Raw genomic sequence first — 18,135 nt, forward strand, 5'->3', positions numbered from 1 at the left:
CCCGCAAACGTCCCTTCCACTTCTTTCACTGGCTCTGAGAACGTCACCTTAAATGACGGCTGACTATTATGAACCGGCCTGTCTACTGGTAACCAATTCGTTACGTTAAGCACTTGTGGTTGAATGTTATCTATAAACTTGATAGCCAGGCTTGCTTTATCAGCCTCCAGATCCTTACCATTCTTACCCTCGGCCGTGATTAAGATATCACCACTTTCCCACGTCGAGATGTTTTTCGGATCAAGAGTCCAAACACCGTTAGTAACCTGGACATCTTCATGTTGATATTTAAGTTCATCTTTCAAATACACTTTAATGGTCAGTTTCGCGCCATTCTGAATACCTTTCGATGTACCTGAAATAACGAAGCTTTTTGCTAGTTCAGAATCTGAGTTGAATGAATCAATATGATTGATAGCAATAACCGGCTTAAGATCAATATCTTTGCTAAAAGAACCAGGGTTTGGTTCATTTGCAGTGTCTTGGTAACCCGATACTTCTAACTTTGCAGTCGATGAATTGTTAGGTAAGTCTAATGCTACTGTATGGCCTACCCATTGGTTAGAAACATCTCCATCAGGTTGGTCAAAAGTAATGCTCTGGCTATTGAGAGATGCCGTCGGCTCAGTAACTCGCTCACTGAATTTCAGGGTTACTTTGGCAGTTTTACCATCAACCAGTACGCTATCTGCCAGAGACGTTTCCGCTCCACCAGACATTTGGATCATACTTCCGCTTTCACTAAGTGAAGGAAGGACCTTATCCTTGTACGTGACCTTATCTTTCGTTTGAGACGCTGGCACATTTTGATCATTCTTGCCAGACACAGTGATCAACATTTCAGCCTCTTCCCAACTCTGGAAGCTGAGCACCTTAGACCAAGTACCGTCACTTTGTACCTTTAAATCTTCAGTATCGTCAGACTCATACTTATCAATGTCCTTACGGCTATCTTTCTTTGAGGTCACCGCCAATGACAGCTTCGCACCGGACTCTATCCCCTTGGTGGAACCGCTGATCACGACAGCACTGATATCTTCATCACCATGCCGGATGATATCGTCTGTCGCTACCTTGTTGATGGTAAGAACTGGCATAACACCGACGCTGGCTGTGATTTGTTCCCCAGCATTACCCAATGCATCAGCATACCCTTTGTCTACTACGATTACTTTAGAAGTTTCATCGACTTGTAGACTAATTTCATTTTGGGATGTACCAACCCATTCTGTTTTCGTCTGACTTGACTCGCCAAAATCAATTTTGATGCCGTCAATTGTAGCTTCTACAGCATTAACCGGCTTATCGAAATTGACCGTTACATCGACTGTACTGCCATCAACTGGATATTCAGGTTCTGTCTTGTCAACCAAACCCTTTGGTGCCACGTTATCAACATTGAATGTGGCAAGTAACGCCTCTTCGTTAGTCGTATTGTTCTTTGCGTCTTTCAGTACCGTTGCATAGGCCTCAAAACGAGTCACGCCCAGATGGGCGTCACTTGTAGAGTCGATGGCGAACTTAAGTACCTTTTTATAAGTATCACCACTCGCCTCCTCAAAAATTATGTTGGCCTCTTTTCTTTCCGTTGGATTGTCAGAATGGTACCAATAGATTTTGAATTCGGAAGCGGCTAAGTCCACACCAGAGATATCAGTCACCGTTATTAGCGAATGGACTTTGCCCGCAATAGTGTAAACATTTTCGCTCACCGCAACGTAAGCACCATCATCCTGAGTGGTATCCATTGACACTATTGCTACTGGTGGCTCGTTATCAATACTCCCACCAGCGTCTTTAAATATCGGTGTGTCATCTATTGTCGGGTTAGCGGTTGCAAAAACGTCTGCCTGAGCAACAGCAATTTGAGAATCAACACCATAACTAACTGCGAGGTCGTAATAGCCTTTAGCTAGATTCTTTCTGTAAGTGTCCGCATTAATGTCAATAAATTTGTCGCCAACTTGAATTGGCTTCTGAGCATCACTTCCAGAGTCGCCCTCTGCATTACCGTTCGCTAAGCCATCCGCTTTTAGGTCTTTGTAAAAAGCAAAAGCGTACTCTAAAGACGTCGTTTCACTCGATAAGCCCGCTAATGATTCTAAAAGAATGCGGTACTGATAAGCCGTAGCAGGGTTATTGGGTACTGGGTTGTCGGCATTGGTCGCATATCTACTGCTGAAAGGATCAAAGCCCAGTAGAGGTTTACTGTCACTATCACCGACTATGGCCTTTGCCACATCCGTCAGGATGGTTTCAGCATCATTTACCGTTCTGGCCGACTTATTCCATAGATACTCAAACAACCCTGTGTGGTAAGCGGAAAACTCAGTGAGATAAATGGTTTTGGTTTCTGCTTTAGTGAAATAGGTTCCAATAGCACCTGCTGCATCCGCAAAGTCAACTGTATACTTCACAGAATCTTGGCCTGCACTCTTAGACCATTGGTGATAATAAGTATCCTGACCATTTTGCAACGTCACTCTGAACAGATTGTAGAATTGAATCCGAGTATTGTAAGGCATAGAACACGTAGCAACGTTCGCAGCAACGTTCTTCGGATCATGCGTGAAGTCCGTACACGATTGTATTTGTTCGAACTTTTTATCTTTATCATTCCAGCCTTCAACTGTGGCTATCGCGCCAACAAAAGGAGTGACGATTGTTAACGTCGGTCTTTCAAAAGTGGTTTTAAAGTAGACCTGTTGTGAGGCACTAGAGTTGCCAGCCGGGTCTTCCACACTGACTTGGATTAGTTGCGAATCACCTTCTGATGCGTTGGAGAAGTCACTAAGCAGATCCGCCGTCAGTGGAAGATAGTAGTCCATTGAGAACACACGCTCTCCTGAACTTTCGTCAGGGAGTCGCTTAAAAGGAATACCACTATTATCGTCAAATGCCTCACTAGCAACCTGCGTCTTTGTACTTACAAGTGAGTATTGTTCTTCCGTCGAGCGCTTACGCAGGTACTCAACTCTTAAGGTTAAGTCATCTGCTGATGAACCGTAGGTATTTCTATCACTTAAGTCTTTAATCGTAGCAATAAAGTAGGGGATTGAATTACTTTGCAATACGCCTTCTGAAAGCTCGAAATCCTTATAGTTCAAACCTTCATGGGTTTCGTTTAAGCCAGAGGTGGCGAGAGCAAAATCAATATCCAAGTATCGATCGAGACTATCAACGCTACCTGAAGGGAATGTAGTTTGATCAAATAATCCAGAATACCCACTGCCATCAGTCTGTTTGTAATTGAAAAGTGCTTCTGAAAAAGTTAGGGATACTTGTGGTTTTTGATCATCTTTATAAACTGTAAAGCTTGCTTCACCCTTGTTACCATAAATATCCGTTGCAGCAACGGTAAACTCAACACTGGCTGAAAATAATTCCGTATCATAGCTGTGACTGAACTGGCATTGAGTGTTCAACTCTTTACACTCGATTTTAATCGGGTCGCCAGATCTCGCAATCGTCAAATAAACTGACTGTTCAACGATATCGTTCAACGTTTCTTTAACTATCCCTTCAAGAATATACGTTTTGATCTTGTTATTGTTATTGTCTGTATTTCGTACACTCTCGCTGGATGTAAACTCAATCACAGGCTTAACATTGTCCCATTTAAATGGGAGTGTGATGCCTGAGTTATCTTCATTGTCTAGGACATCAACTGTTCGAACGATTAAGTTTGCGTCTACAGTACCTTTAACAACGTTCTTATCAAGGGAAGTTGTATTGACGAAGACTTTCAAAGTCGTTTTACGTGGTCCCTTAACAAAGCTGGTTTTGTCCAACCAACAAATTGAAGCGGTATCCTGCTCACACAATACTTCTACTTCAGTACCAACGTTTTCATTGTCTTTATCTTTCTCAAGATATTTAACAGTCACACTTAAACCTTCAACACCAGTCTCGTCTTCAAGAGTGACTTCCATTGACTCCGTACCAACCAAAACACTACTGTCTGAGCGCTTCGCAGTTGGTGCGTTTTTATCCATTTCTTTTGGCTGACGCGACGGTATTGAGCCTTCACCACCGCTAGTCCCTAAATTATTGAGGTGGTTGGCTGTTGTTTCGTACTGATTAACTGGCGTACCTGAAACATTGACATTTGGATCACTCACCACGATCAGTGTGTGCTCTGCTACCGAGTGAGTGTAAAAGTCGGAAGTGATATATTGAGTACCAAAGCGCGCGTCTTCTAAGAAGTCTCGGCTATCATCAAGCACTTTTCCGTCTAGTAAGCCATCAGCAACAATATCGTCATAACCAATTCTAGCTAAGTTGATTGACGTATAAGTATCGGCACCCGTTGAGTCGTTTTCCAAAAATGAATAGGCATAGGAAGAATAGGCAGTTAACAGCGCACCGTATTTATGGCCATCTGTCGCTACAGCGTCGTGTCCGCCTGTAGTAATATCAATAGGGTTGACCGTATTAACGTTAAAGCCATACATTGAATTAATAGTACTTAGCGCGCTATTGATTGCAGATGAAGCGCTTTGCCCTTCCTTTTTAATTTTGTACTCCGCTAACCCTTGAGCCATATAGGTCATAGGGGTGATCATCACTTGCGCAGTTTCACCTTCGGAAAAATTAATCACACTGGCCAGTTCGATAACACCGTTAGAGCTCGTCCTAACAACATTATTTGAGAACGGGTCTCGATACCCACCACCCTGAACTTTTATGTAAACAGGCATGGAGGCAGAGTCTACGTTCAGAGTGTATTCGCCACTCGCGTTCGTTTTAGTTTGGCCTAACTCTCGACCTAACACGCCGTTTTTATATTCGTATGCCGTCACTACACCACCAGAGATAGGTGCATCGAATACAGTACCGGTGATAGTGCCCGTTTTACGTGACTGTGGTGAAGAGTCCCCATCTCCACCACCGCCGCCACAGGAACTTAGTGACAGGATGGACAGGATGGTGAGAATAAGTTTAATTTTATTAGTGAATCTCAACATGGTGCCGAAGTGACGTTGCAAAAAAAGTGGCTCAAGTATATTTTTGGCACTAATAATAACAACGCGGCGAATCACCACTAAATATGGAAAAATCGTCAGGGTTGTAGCGAACTTTTGATAAGAAAAAAGAAATTCAGAGAGGTATTTAGCACTGTTGTAGTAGTCAAAATGCCGTTCAATTGGCATTTCTTATACATCAACAGACAATATTTTTTTTATTTATGAGACCTAGATCACCCATAAATCTTCTTTAGCAAGGTTTAAAAATGCAACGCATTCATGTATTTGAAAGCGGTTAAACTTCAATCAAAACATTAAGTTAATACAGAATCACTATAGTTCACTTAGTTGATTTATAAAATACGACCAGTTCACAAACACAGAATATCAATTCATAAAGTGACTATTTGAGGCTTCATGTAACAACCATGTTTATCAAATTACTGATGGCATTTTGTCGCCAAAGGAACTATCCGGAGTGCCACTCAATGACTGATGATACTCAGTGCGGATTGCGCCCAGATGGATAAGAAGGATAACAACGAAAAGAGCGTATATCCTTTCGAATATACGCTCTTGAATGTAGATGGGTTGTCGCTAATTATTCAGTAGGTGAAATTGTTACTGGCTTGAAGGTCGCGACAGCATTGCCACCAGCTCCAGGACGATCGACATAAGTTGTGTTCTGCATCAAGGTATAATAAACATCAACGTAGTCATCATCATTGGTTAGTAAGCCATCTGGAATCACGTCAATGATCTTACCAGTAATCTGAGCAATGATAGCGTAGCCTTGAACTTCAGGATCCGGAATCATTTTAAGGATTTCTTCAGCAGCTTTGACCAATAGCTTCGCCAGCTCTTTGTAGTCAGTACCATCGTCTTGCTCCATCAGGATCATGTCGACAGCGCCCCAGCGGTAACGTGGCCAAAGCACCATTGTCTGTCCTGGGTAATAGTCTTGACCATCGTAGTCAAGGTAAGGCATTTCAACTAAATCAATTTCCGGTTCAACGCGACTTGGATCGACACCAGTAATGATGGCGTAGACTTCAGCTTTGCCAGAAATCCAAGGCTCTTGGTCGTCATTTAAACGAATTTTGGTCAACTGAGTGGTGTTAAGAGGCTCAACATCCGCAGCCATGACCGAGCGGCTCATTTTACTCATCTTAGCAGCAGGTTTTGGTGCAGAATCATTGGTTGTCAGCTCCGTATCCTGACCTAAACGCTTCATTTCTGCTTGCATGGCCATCAAACCAGCACGTAGTTCTTCTGCGCCATTACTATCGACAACCAATACAGGCACATCTGGCATCTCATAAACATCCAGTTGATGCACCTGGCCATAAACATCATACGCCTCGATAAATTGCCAGTTAGAGTCATCACCTGAAGGCTCGAACGCGAACAGTGGGCTTTCACCTTCTTTCCAGTTTTTCACCATTGAAGCGTCCGCGATACGCAGCTCCATGATTGAATCACTGTACTCACTAATGCCTTTCATTGCGCGATAGCTGCGATCCGCTTTTTGCATTTTTTGACTAAACGCAGAATACGGCTGAGCAGACTGTAGGTTGTTCAGAGGTGCTGATAGATGCTCTTCGTTAATCTGTGACTTGATAGAGGATTCAAGATCAGCATAGCGAGCACTGATCTGCAAAGCGATGGATTGTTTCTGTTGTGCAATCGCCTCAGCCTTAGATTGAGCATCTGTTGTGTCTACAGTCTGCGCATTCGACTGGAAGCCAACCACCGCCGTTGCAAGCATCATGCTAATAGATAGATTTGGTCTCATAAAAATGATCCTTATTTTAATTTTTATCATTATATAGAGCATTTGCCCTACACATAAAAACCTATCAGCAATATCAATAAGTGGAAGTAAAACGATTGCTTTTTGTTCCATTTTCCAGCTCAAGATCACTTTTTAACCAAATTGTATGATATTTAATCTTATCTAAATTAGAATGTGCGAATTAATAATCCAATCAATAATTAATTCATAATATTATTAGCTAAAAGAGCACCTTAAGTGCTCTTTTGTCTTTTCTAATAAGTGGCGTAAAGTTCGACTTCTCCACCTTGCTGTTCAGCGCTTAACGTAAAGTGAACATAACCCGCTTTCTCTACCTCAAACTGGACAAACTCATTGCTACCAGTTTGCTGACTAGCTGCATCAAAGTCTTCTCGTGTTGCCCAAGAATGTTTGCCAATAAAGACGTCCACGTTACTTGGAGTTTCGTCTAGCGCGCTTATCCAAAGCCGAACCGTTGCTGGTCTTTCAACATACATACCCACATAACGTGTCTTATTCACCTTTACTCGCAGGGGTTCATTCGCTGACATTAGTTTTGGCGTCAGGTCATCTTGCTCAACGGTAGGGGATTGAGTGACTGTTTTGCTTGTCACCCTGACAGATTCAAATGATTCGCGGGCTGTTAAGCTGAAATAGTAGCGACCCGGCGTAATGTACCCGTTTGGCTGTGGTTCAATCTCGATTGACTCTTCACTTCCTCGCTGAAAGTCCGAAAGCTGGTACTCATAGTAGTGCGCAACACTCTGGTAACTTGCATATAGATCAGCGTCCCCATCACCTTCAATCGAAACGGAGAATTCTGTCACTTCCGCAGGGATATCGATGTAAAACAGGTGCTCCTCGTAGGCGTTAGCGTTAAAGATCTGGGAATGGTTGGCGGCAAAACTCACTATTTCTGCTGAGTCTTGTGGCGATGGTTCTTTCTCACCGTCATCGTTGTGCGAGTCAGAATCGGTAGATGAGACTGCTTCTAGCCACAATTCAAACTCGTCATTGAACTCAACACCCAAACGCTTCGCTTGTTCGCTCCAAGTCACATAGTCTCCTCTCCTTGCAGACTCTAATAAACTAGCCATGTGCTGAGGGTGCTCTTCCAACATAAACCGAACCCCGAGATAACCCCAACGGTAGATACGGTTTACGTCATCTTCATACGTAGTTTCAATGACCTCGCTGAAAGACAGTGGCTGATGTTCAATCAAATCTATCGCCGCTTGGTAACCTTCTCGGTAATGCATATACTCTGCGAATCCTTCCAGCCACCAGACCATACGACCACGGCTTAAAGTGTCACTAAAGTCACCATAGAGGTTAAAACGACCATCTAAATAGTGAACGTATTCATGCTCAAGGTTTAGGATGGCAAGCTCATCACCGGAGTCGTAGCGATAGGCTAAAAAGCGAGCCACATTATCAGGTTTGGATGGATCACCCTCTAGATATTGCCCTCCATTGTCTGTGCTGTTGCCGAACAGAAAATTAGAGTAGGTAACGTAAGCATCATTGTCCTTCCAGACCACCACTTCAACATTATCATTGTGATCATCATCGACCGGAGCCCAACCAGAGTTCACCACTTGATGAAAATCGGCTTCAACCGCTGACAGAACGTCACACGCCTGTTCAGATTGTTGCTCTGATAAGTTTTGCGAACGAATGATCGCGGCACCCTGACATTCATAACGGTAAGGAAGAAGGCTAAGCTCAAGCTGCGATTTACTTTGTTCAAGCTTTAGTTTTTTGCCTTCCTCTGGCGCATAAAACAAAATCATCTCCGCAGCCGCAATCCATAAACGTTCGCCTTCACTGCCGATCGCATTACGTTCTAACGTACGTTTCATAAACGCCATCACCTGGTTACGTAGCTTCTCATCTCTACTCGCCAATAGTCGGCCAGATTCACGTACCGCATTGTAGATAAGAAATTCAGCGTCTGTGCCCAGTGCCCAGCGATTCTGTTCAACAAACCGTTCCAGCCTCACCAGATAGTAAGGGTGAACCGCGACATCCGCATAAAAATAGTCTCGCGCCACGTGACCACTCATCGCTCTGAACAAATTGTTTAATCCATCCACATACTGCAACTGTTGGCTATTTTGACGGTTGAAGCTTTCAAGCAGGTCCAACATGGCAGGCATTGCGGTAGGCAATTGTTTCACGCTATCGACCATTATGCTCATCGCAGACATTGCACGTACCTGTTCGCGCCCCAGCGCTTGAGCATATTGGCTACTTAAGAATCGAGCTGAAATTTGGGCAAGCTCACGACTCAACTCTTCAGAATAATAGCCATAGCTTGATTGAGTTGAGTAACGCGCAAAGTACGCCGCTTTGATAAATTCGCTAAGGTTGGCAATTCGCTTAGCCTGCTGTTCATCTCCTTCATACTGCGTCACTTCTTCAAGCAACTCGCGCTGTACTTGTCTTATTGACGTTTCGCTGTAGATGCCCGTCGCTGCTTCTTCTGGCGCATTGAACCATGAGTGATAACACGACGAATCGGCAAGTTTGATCTGTGTCAGCCAGTCAGAAGAGTGCGAAAGTAACTCATACTCACACTCCGGAGCAGATAAGGCATTGAAACTGATGCCAGCTAATAGCAAAGCGCTAGCAATTCTCTTGGGAATAAACAAACGTTGATTGTGCTTCATACGCAACACCACACTTATTGTAATGATTTGGAGCTGCGTTATATCAACGATCTATAAGTCACATAAGACCGATTGATGAGCAATTTAGAGGCTGGTTCCGATAATTTCTTAGATTAAATCTTCGCAAACGATTAAATAAAACACTTACTTAACAATTAGTTATAGTTAAAAAAGTTAATACGAAAGTCGCTAATCTTCTGCTCAACGTACTGTTGCCACTCAAGATCAGACATTGCTGACCCCGCCGTTGAACGTTGCTGATCGAGTGATTGTTTGAGATCAGATAACTGGCTTTGATAGCTTGCGACTTGTACCTCCTGACTCGCGACTTGCTGCTCTCGTTGAGCAATGGATGCCGACTGTTCAGCATTGAGGTATTTGGTGGCGAGCTGTGCTTTTGCTTGATCCTTTTGCTGCTGCGTAAAAGTGCTTGGTATTAGACTCACGCCTTTTTCATAACGTGCAGCACCGCTAACTAAAGACAGCGACTCATCATTGTGTTGCCATTTATTCAGCAATGCTTCATAGCTTTCAACATAACTCTCAGCGTTATCAGTCGCTAACTCCTGGGATGCCAAACTAAAGTCATATAGCGCATATTCTCCAGCAAACATAACACTTGCGAGCTCGCCCCAAATTAACAATGCCTGCCGCTTCATTTCTGCAATTCGATCAGCTAACGAGTGGTATTGGTTAAGATCCAGCTCTCCCATTACCTCTTGCCACTGGGCTTTCAATTGAGGGTAACGAGCAAGGAGGTGATACCTAGCGTCCGACAGTTCAGCTTGGTTCTGAACCAGTAGCTGTTCACAATCGTTGCGCTGTTGGCACTGTCGCCAAAAAGATTCCAACGCTTCAACTAGCGCGTTTCCTGACGCTTCCGCAAGAGGGTTTAGTACTTTGCCTTGATGGGGAATCGTATTTTCGGACTGACTTTCACCCTCTTCCACTGTTCGAGCAAGACTCTGGTTAGCAGCGACATATTGTTCCGAAAACTCCCTCTCAACCATCGCCCGAGAATTAACAACCTCATCGGAAGGCCAGAGAAAGATGCCCGCCACAACGGCGAGCATCAACAACAGGTAACGATAAACCATTATTTAATCACCGCCGACACAGGGAAATGGTCGGATAGATTGTAATGCTTCCACAAGCGTTCATCTGTGCTGCGCGGTACATCTACACGGTTATCGTTGAATGCTTTCACCGCATACTCGTCACTCACCATCACGTAGTCAAGATATTCGACATTCTCACCACCGGACATGGCTTCGCCAGCAAAATCATTAATGCGTGGATCGAAAGTCGATTCCGTATAGCCTGAGTATTGCGGTTCAATTGCGCTGAGGTTCGCAATCATCTGCTGATAGTCACCCGGGAACTTACGCTTGTTAACATTGAAATCACCACTGTAAACCACCGTTTCACTGGACGGGATATTGAGTGATGTCGCCAGTTCACGGATCTGTTTGAACTGACGCTGGCGATAATCACGAGCGGTGTCTGTATCGAACGACGCTGTATGCGTAGCAAACACGTGATAAGCCTTACCACCTTTAATTACTTCTGCGTAGTTGACGCCTTTGTCTGCGAAGCAATCTGTTCCGGTACAATCAGGAAATACATACTGGGCTTGATTGACGATTGGGTAGCGGCTGACGATAGTGACACCGCCGTCGTAAATGTTGATGCCATCTTTATCTAACATCTTGGTCTGATAAGGGTACTCTTTTGCCAATTCGCGTAGAAACTCCTCTCGACCGCTAGCAAACACTTCTTGCAGAGCCAACACATCGTAACCTTTGACGTATTCAGGGATCAGTGCGTAGCGATCGCTAATGTGTGAAGCAATAACAGGCAACGCCCAAATGTTGTAAGTCATTAACTTAAGCGTGTTTTCATCTGGCTCAACCGCTTCATCGACTTTGGCAGGTGTGATGGTGTAGTAAAGGTCATCATAACGGGCGGTATTCGCAGACTTAAACGCCAACTCCGCTTGTCGCTCACCAAATGCAGCCGTATTAAAGCGGTGTACATTACGGTCATCTTTTAAAGCCAGTTCAACATCAGATGAAGAGACTCCATATTCAATGGTTGAGTTATACCAATGACCTTCCATTACTTGGTTTAGTACAACGCTTTCACCTACAGGATTGGAAACCACGGTGTTGAATTGGTATGTCTTGCCCGATTTCACCCCTTCCCAGCGATTGAAGCTGAGCACTTGCTTGGTCTCCCATGGCCCAAGTGTTTCTGTGTGCTGTTTCCATTCTTCCCCATATTCAAGTAAATCGGAGCCATCATGGCTCACCTGAATAGTCAGAGACTGGTCTGAATTATTGGTCAAATATACATCTGTGTCCGCTAAAGCGGGAAGCGCAATCAAAGACGCTAACAAGATATTCCACTGCTTAAGATTCATGTTTTGTTCCTTAGTTTTTGTTTGAAGGCTAGAACTTAAAGCAAACAAGTTGCATATTTGTTATAAATATATGAAAAGACAAAAATCACGCAAGTTAATGAAAATATGTGATGAAACGTCTATTTTTTGATCGATTATTGTTCAGAATTTAACATTCACCCACACCTTACTAGACTCGATGTAGATCAATAACTTTATCAGTAGAGATGAGATAATTTCGGCACATTCTCCAGATGTTTTCGACGATGAGTGACGCAGAAATCCAACGAAAAATTGCCCAGTTCTCCTCCATAGAGGACACGTTAGATTATTTCGAGATCGGTTATGATCCAGCTTTTATAAGTGAGTATCGAACACCTCTAGTGAAGAGGTTTAATGGCTACTTAATTATGGTAAAACCTGAAGATTGGTTTGCAGCGCGGCGCTGCCTGAAAAGTGCCTACTGCAAAATTCAGCGTAGCCGTCTGGATCCTCATTCCCGCTCCGCATGCAGAGGGTGCACCACTTGTCAGCGACGTTAATCCCTCAGTGAAGCTAACAACGAAAAAGCTCAGCGAATGCTGAGCTTTGTTCGAAGTCACAACCTACTGACGGCAACCTGAAGTATTGAAATCAACCACCAGTGCTGCGTTGCTGAACTCTCCAGACACTTTCAAGTACCCCCAGTAATTCGCCTGACCATTAATAGTGATACATTCTGAGTTTCCTGAATTATCAGACCATCCATGAAGGTTGGAACCTTCATCATTTGGCCAGCCAAAGTTACTGTATTCCAGTTTGAGATCACCAGTACCATGCGCCGATGTAATCGACATCGACTGATACTCATTAACCCCTTCGATACTCAGCCATATTGGTGACTGAGGCGCCAAACATACTGGCTCTCCGGCGGTCAATCGCCCACCACTGACTTTCGGGCGAACGGCACAATCGGTAGGCAAAGAATCGTTGTCACCTTGGCTGCGAATATTGATCGATGCGCTGGTATTGGCCGTTAGGCCATCATTGTCTGTGACCGTTAAGCGGACCGAATAACTCCCCTCACTACTGTATTGGTGCGTCGGATTGGCCTCTGAACTGGTCGCGCCGTCACCGAATTCCCAGAGGTAACTCGAGATTTGACCGTCGGAGTCTGAGCTACCTTTACTGCTGAATGAAATGGATTCACCTACTTGTCCCTCACTATTAACCGATATCACCGCTGTTGGTGGCTGTTGTTCCGAACCACCATTCACCAACTCTTGCTGCCATTGTTCAAACTCACTTTGGTAAGCCGTAGACCAGCCGTTGATGATGGTTTTATATTGCGACCAATTACCTTTACGCGTTTCCACCAGCATCTGATTTACGTCGTCCATGTGGTGCTCAAACATGAAGCGGACTGCCAGATAACCCCAACGATAGATTCTGTCGACATCAAAACCGTCATACGTTGTTTCAAACACTTCACTCAGCGTGTAAGTTGAGCCGTCTTTGATCGTATCTATGGCTTTCTGATTGCTGTCTTCGTTGGCGATATACTCCGCTACCCCTTCACTCCACCACACAACCTTTTCAGTTGGATGACCAAAATCGCCATACATATCAAATCGTCCGTCCAGATAGTGGACATACTCATGTTCTAGGTTCCAGACAAAATGATCAGGATTAGCGTAAGAGGCTTCATAAGCAATGAAGTTAGGCACGTTGCCTTGCTTGGAAGGGTCACCTTCGAGGTACATACCGCCGTTGTTAGTATCAATACCAAAGATCGGTCCGGCGTATTTTCCGTAGTCATTGCTGCTGTCGAAGATGTTCACTTGCAATTGAGTATTGTAGTCATCAGCCACCGGTTGGTTACCCGTTTCTAAGCGCTGATGGAAATAACCTTCCTCATAACCCATTTTGTCACAGGCCGCTTGGTGTTGAACCTGAGTCATATTCTGGGACAAAATACGAACCGACGGGCCACAGGTATAGCTTTGTGACAGCACTAATGACTTCAATTCTGTTTTGAAGTTACATATGCCCAGCTCTGTACAATCTGAGTAGTATGAAGCAGTGTCCGCCGTTCCCAGCCACACTGCATCACCAAAGCCGTACATTTCATACTGATCAAAGATCTGCTTCACCTTCGCTTTGACACTAGCCTCAATAGTCGTGCTTTGATAACGCGTTAGTCGGCCCAGTTCACGGCCAGCATTGGCAGTCATAAACTCATCATCACGACCAATTGAGTTACGGTTTAGAGCGAAACTCGATAACGCATTCACTAGGTCAGTCTGCTCACCAATTTTCGCCTTGTATTCATCATTCCAACTGCCACCGAACAACACGGTGAAAACGCTGTTTACCGCGTTACGCATGTACCAGCTTTGCGCATAGTCGGCGTTCCAACGGTTGAGCCATTGCGTGACAACATCGATGTAATGATGTTCTAGGCTGGCGCTGTCCATAGTGATGATCACTTCTGCTAACACCTTACCGTGAGCATCACTGTTCTCGTAGAAATTGCTGTTAGCAACAAACGCATCTACTGCCTCTTTCACCGCTGGGCGCACCCAAGTGGTGAAGCTGACCTTATCGTTGTAAAACTCCGCGTAATAGCCAGCACGTAGATAGAGGAACAAAGCTTCCAGCTCATCGCTTCCTCCACCTTGGTAATTCTTAGCTAAAGTTGTGGTGTGTTTAGCGACGTTAAACATGTTGCCAGATTCAAACGTTGTTTCCTGAATACGGCTTTCAGCAGAGAACAGCTCATTAACACAGCTAGCACCTTGAGTTGTGATGGTATTAATCAGGCTGGTGCTGTTTGATGTCGCGAACGCTTCAACGTCACATGGTACAGCCGCTTCATCAGCTGCAATCATGTTGAACGCTTTGATGGTTGGTTGAGGCTTTTTGGGAGTGAGTTTCGTTGGGGCGTATTCGAGGTGTTGATCTTCTACACCATGGTGATGTTCGTGATTGTGTTCTGCATCAAGTTCGACAACCTGTGGTACGGGCGCGCTGATGGCGTAGGCATTCGCACTAAGTAATACACTAGCCACTGCCACTGTTATTTTTTTAAGTTCCATCTTTTTTTCTTCTGTCTGTCGTTAAGTAGGAGCACTTCGCGGTGAAGTGCCATATGCAATCGGTCACCCGATCGCTACTCACTCTAAACAGAGAAAAATGCGCATAGTAAGCAAAATATTAACACTGGATGTTGTGGTCTCAGTTTCTAATCTTGCTGGTTTCAGAAATGCGCTCTCAATTATATTTTCTGGTGGAAAAGCTATCTTATGCTACTAATTTAACAACCTTTTTAACGGCACAAGTTCCGTTAAATGCATACAAAAAAGCCACCTATTACAGGTGGCTTTCTTTTTACTCGTCGTCTGCTTTCGGGGCGACTTTCTTTTTCGGGATAAAGACCGAATCGCCCACAGCGACATTCTGATAGAAACCTTTATCACGCTGAGCAGGCTTCTTCGCTGTTTTCTTCGCTTGTGGTTTGGCTTTCTTAACCACTTTCTTCTTACCACGGTAGTCCGGTTTACGTGGTTTGATTCCTTTGAATTTACCTTTTAAACCTTCCAGTTCAGAGAACGTTAGGTCCTGCTGGAGGTAAGCTTCAACACGCTTAAAGCTATCCCAGTCTTTCGGGCCAACCAAAGACACTGCGTCACCTTTATTACCAGCCCGGCCAGTTCGGCCAACACGGTGAACGTACTCTTCAGTGTGCTTAGGCATGTCAAAGTTGACAACGTGTGTGACGTTCGCAATATCCAGACCACGAGAAGCGACATCTGTTGTGACCAGAATCTTGAACACTGCACGCTCAAACTGGCTCATGATGGTGTTACGCTGAGTCTGATTCAGGTTACCACTCAGAGCAATGGCTTTAAGCTTCTTCTCGTTGAGTTTGTCCGTTAAACGCTCCGTGTCTACGCGAGTCGCAGTAAAGATGATCAACTGCTTGTATTCCGCTTCTTCCAGAATGCGATCCAGAATCGCTTCTTTGTGATCAAGATGGTCACACAAATAGAATTTCTGCGTGATGTCTTTGTGCTCTTCATTAGAAACACCAATCGCGATACGTTTTGGAGCATCTAACATTTCAAAAGCAATCTCGTTCACTTCCGCGTGATCAAGGGTTGCTGAGAACATCAATGTTTGACGGCGACGGTGCTTAGCCGCATTGTGGATTCGACGTAGCTCAGGTGCGAAACCGAGATCCAGCATACGGTCAGCTTCATCGAGGATCAGAGTCTCTAATCCCTCTAAGTAAAGCGAACGGTGATCAAGGTGGTCAGCCAAACGACCCGGTGTGGCGACAATAAATTTCGGGTAACGACGCAACGCTTTCACCTGATCATTGAAGTTTTCACCACCCACAATCAGAGTCGCGTCATAAGACAAGCCACCCAGCATAGAACGCAGCTCACCGTAAACTTGCTTCGCCAGTTCACGGGTTGGAGCCAAAATCACACCACGAGGATCTTTCGCTGAAAATGCTTTGTTCTTTAACGACTTGTGTAGCATAGGTAGCACAAACGCCAGTGTTTTACCTGAGCCAGTTTTCGAAGAAGCCAACAGATCTTTACCAGCAATCGACACCGGAATGGCTTGTTGCTGTATCTCTGTCGCTTGCTTGAAGTCAAAGTGCTTCAGGTTTTTCAGTAAGCGATTGTCTAGGCCTAAATCTTTAAAGTGCAAAGTATTCTCCAAGTTCATAGATGTGTCTCAGCCCTGCTCTAGGTTATAGCTCAAACACGAAAGTTTTCAAAAACGCGCTATGATACCGTGAAAGATCCATACTGGATAGAGATCACAGAAAATTATCTTATTTCGCCGTGTTTACATCCCTCGATATAGTTAGCAGATTGACACTTATAGCTCTCGCCAGTGAGACATATATCAACTAATTTGATAATTGCTTAAATTCTTGGGTTTTTTTGACTTTTTTCTGCTTTTTGAAGCCTAGATTTGAGTCTACACTTTAGGAACCGTCACTATATGAGCAGAAATGTATAGGACGTCATTTTGATACTTACAATGCAAGGAGTTCATCTATGAACAAAATGTTGATCGCAGCTGCGGCGTCTTCTGTACTTCTTCTAGCTGGTTGTGCTTCTGGTCCAGACGAAGCATCTTCAGCAAAAATTGACGAGCTAAGCAATCAAGTTAGCCAGCTAAGCCAAGATGTACAGGCTCTACAGTCTGATGTACGTAAATCAGGCGATGCAGCAATGTCTGCTCAAGAAGAAGCAGCACGCGCTAACGAGCGTATCGACAACATTGCTCAGTCTTACACTAAGTAAGACAAAGGAATGGATTTAGCCTTTTTAAATCAATGATTTAAGTAATGGTTAAACGATAATTGGCGATGAAGTGGCGACACAATTTTGTGTCGCCACTTTTGTTTTATAGCTGACTACAAATTTGGCTTAGGTGTCTGAGCAGGTACATGTTTTCGTAGAATGAACTCCTCCCCTTTATACGAAAGATAAGGGAATGGATAGGCAAAATAGGCTTCTTTTTCACAGTTCGAGCACGTATGCCGCCACTGGTTATCTCTTGGGGCTTCTATTTTGTCTACTCGGTATACACCACCACTGCATTCATCACATTCAAACTCTACTAACTCTACCGTAATAGGTTTACTTTTCTTCATAATCAGTTAACAAAATCCGCTTTTTTGTGGTATCACTTTGTCTAATGTTATCGTAAAGATTTTCTTTTTTTCCTCTGTTCTATTTTGAAAAAATGTAAATCCACTAAAATTCGCTTTCAAGCCTTGTCTTATCTAGCTTAACAAGACACAAAAGAGATCATTACATATCCCTTTCAGATCATCAAAACAGTGACAAAAAACATCCCAGCTATTATTTATCAATAACTTACAAACAGACACTAGATCTTTTCTGATCGTTAATTTTTCAATTTTCTGAAAAAAACTGAAATGACTGAAATGACTGAAATTCTATATTGGGCTATATAAGCCATTTTGAGAAGGCTTGCCCCACCCCGAAGCCCCTTATATCAAAAGGCTTTGCACCTTATCCGCTTGGCTTTCTGACACCTTGATTTTTCATAACTCAAAAACTGAAAAAAAACTGATCGAAAAACCGCGCAGGCGGGTGAGGAGAGTGCGGATTTTGTCATCCAGTGGTTGTGCTTCGTGGCTCTGTGGTCGCTGTTTACCCCATAGTGGCGTTGTTCTGGTTTTGCCTCAGTTCAGGCAGCTGTTTGGCAACATTAATTGTAGGTAGGAACGTTTTCTATCAAATTCTATTAACACTAGCTATCAACGCC

Annotated in this window: 9 protein-coding genes and 1 pseudogene; 2 read left to right on the forward strand and 8 right to left on the reverse strand. The window is 44.0% G+C overall.

Features of this window, described 5'->3' with window-relative positions; genetic code table 11:
* The 5 genes and pseudogenes from F0265_RS00005 to F0265_RS00025 form a co-directional block, all read right to left on the reverse strand.
* Positions 1–5,153: pseudogene (locus tag F0265_RS00005) on the reverse strand (hypothetical protein); the annotation flags it as partial.
* A gap of 415 nt (positions 5,154–5,568) precedes the next feature.
* Complete coding sequence (locus F0265_RS00010; protein WP_006960238.1) at positions 5,569–6,762, reverse strand: DUF3103 domain-containing protein; 1,194 nt, start codon at positions 6,760–6,762, stop codon at positions 5,569–5,571.
* Positions 6,763–7,016: 254 nt separating this feature from the next.
* Positions 7,017–9,434: a M9 family metallopeptidase gene (locus F0265_RS00015; protein ID WP_171747269.1), complete on the reverse strand. Its 2,418-nt coding sequence runs from the start codon at positions 9,432–9,434 to the stop codon at positions 7,017–7,019.
* 155 nt (positions 9,435–9,589) lie between these two features.
* Complete coding sequence (locus tag F0265_RS00020; protein ID WP_171747270.1) at positions 9,590–10,531, reverse strand: chromosome segregation ATPase; 942 nt, start codon at positions 10,529–10,531, stop codon at positions 9,590–9,592.
* The gene (locus F0265_RS00025; protein WP_171747271.1) at positions 10,531–11,856 is read right to left on the reverse strand and encodes a sphingomyelin phosphodiesterase; all 1,326 of its coding nucleotides are present in this window, start codon (positions 11,854–11,856) and stop codon (positions 10,531–10,533) included. Before F0265_RS00025 ends, F0265_RS00020 begins: the two co-directional genes overlap by 1 nt.
* A 245-nt stretch (positions 11,857–12,101) precedes the next feature.
* Between F0265_RS00025 and F0265_RS00030 the strand changes: the two genes are divergently transcribed.
* A complete protein-coding gene (locus F0265_RS00030) occupies positions 12,102–12,377 on the forward strand; it encodes a nitrogenase-stabilizing/protective protein NifW (RefSeq protein WP_171747272.1) in 276 nt (91 codons plus the stop codon).
* Positions 12,378–12,440: 63 nt separating this feature from the next.
* Here F0265_RS00030 and F0265_RS00035 read toward each other — a convergent pair whose 3' ends face one another.
* Positions 12,441–14,912 (reverse strand): collagenase, encoded by a 2,472-nt coding sequence (locus F0265_RS00035; RefSeq protein WP_171747273.1) that lies wholly within the window; start codon positions 14,910–14,912, stop codon positions 12,441–12,443.
* A 292-nt stretch (positions 14,913–15,204) separates the two neighbouring features.
* Positions 15,205–16,548, reverse strand: coding sequence for a DEAD/DEAH box helicase (locus tag F0265_RS00040; protein WP_043011091.1), 1,344 nt, complete (start codon positions 16,546–16,548; stop codon positions 15,205–15,207).
* Between the two features lie 344 nt (positions 16,549–16,892).
* On the opposite strand from F0265_RS00040, the gene F0265_RS00045 reads away from it, so the two are divergent.
* On the forward strand, positions 16,893–17,141 hold the full coding sequence (locus F0265_RS00045) for an Lpp/OprI family alanine-zipper lipoprotein (protein WP_006960232.1): 249 nt from the start codon (positions 16,893–16,895) through the stop codon (positions 17,139–17,141).
* Between the two features lie 113 nt (positions 17,142–17,254).
* Here the strand turns inward: F0265_RS00045 and F0265_RS00050 are convergent, their stop codons facing one another.
* Positions 17,255–17,494 (reverse strand): hypothetical protein, encoded by a 240-nt coding sequence (locus F0265_RS00050; protein ID WP_171747274.1) that lies wholly within the window; start codon positions 17,492–17,494, stop codon positions 17,255–17,257.
* Positions 17,495–18,135: the final 641 nt, after the last annotated feature.

Origin of the sequence: Vibrio sp. RE88 (assembly GCF_013113835.1) — a bacterium.
Lineage (GTDB): Bacteria > Pseudomonadota > Gammaproteobacteria > Enterobacterales > Vibrionaceae > Vibrio.

Excerpts from the sequence above, each read along its gene's own strand:
- F0265_RS00050 (WP_171747274.1), bottom strand. The coding sequence starts at position 17,494 with ATGAAGAAAAGTAAACCTATTACGGTAGAGTTAGTAGAGTTTGAATGT.
- F0265_RS00025 (WP_171747271.1), bottom strand. The coding sequence starts at position 11,856 with ATGAATCTTAAGCAGTGGAATATCTTGTTAGCGTCTTTGATTGCGCTT.
- F0265_RS00045 (WP_006960232.1), top strand. The coding sequence starts at position 16,893 with ATGAACAAAATGTTGATCGCAGCTGCGGCGTCTTCTGTACTTCTTCTA.
- F0265_RS00015 (WP_171747269.1), bottom strand. The coding sequence starts at position 9,434 with ATGAAGCACAATCAACGTTTGTTTATTCCCAAGAGAATTGCTAGCGCT.
- F0265_RS00035 (WP_171747273.1), bottom strand. The coding sequence starts at position 14,912 with ATGGAACTTAAAAAAATAACAGTGGCAGTGGCTAGTGTATTACTTAGT.
- F0265_RS00010 (WP_006960238.1), bottom strand. The coding sequence starts at position 6,762 with ATGAGACCAAATCTATCTATTAGCATGATGCTTGCAACGGCGGTGGTT.
- F0265_RS00030 (WP_171747272.1), top strand. The coding sequence starts at position 12,102 with ATGAGTGACGCAGAAATCCAACGAAAAATTGCCCAGTTCTCCTCCATA.
- F0265_RS00020 (WP_171747270.1), bottom strand. The coding sequence starts at position 10,531 with ATGGTTTATCGTTACCTGTTGTTGATGCTCGCCGTTGTGGCGGGCATC.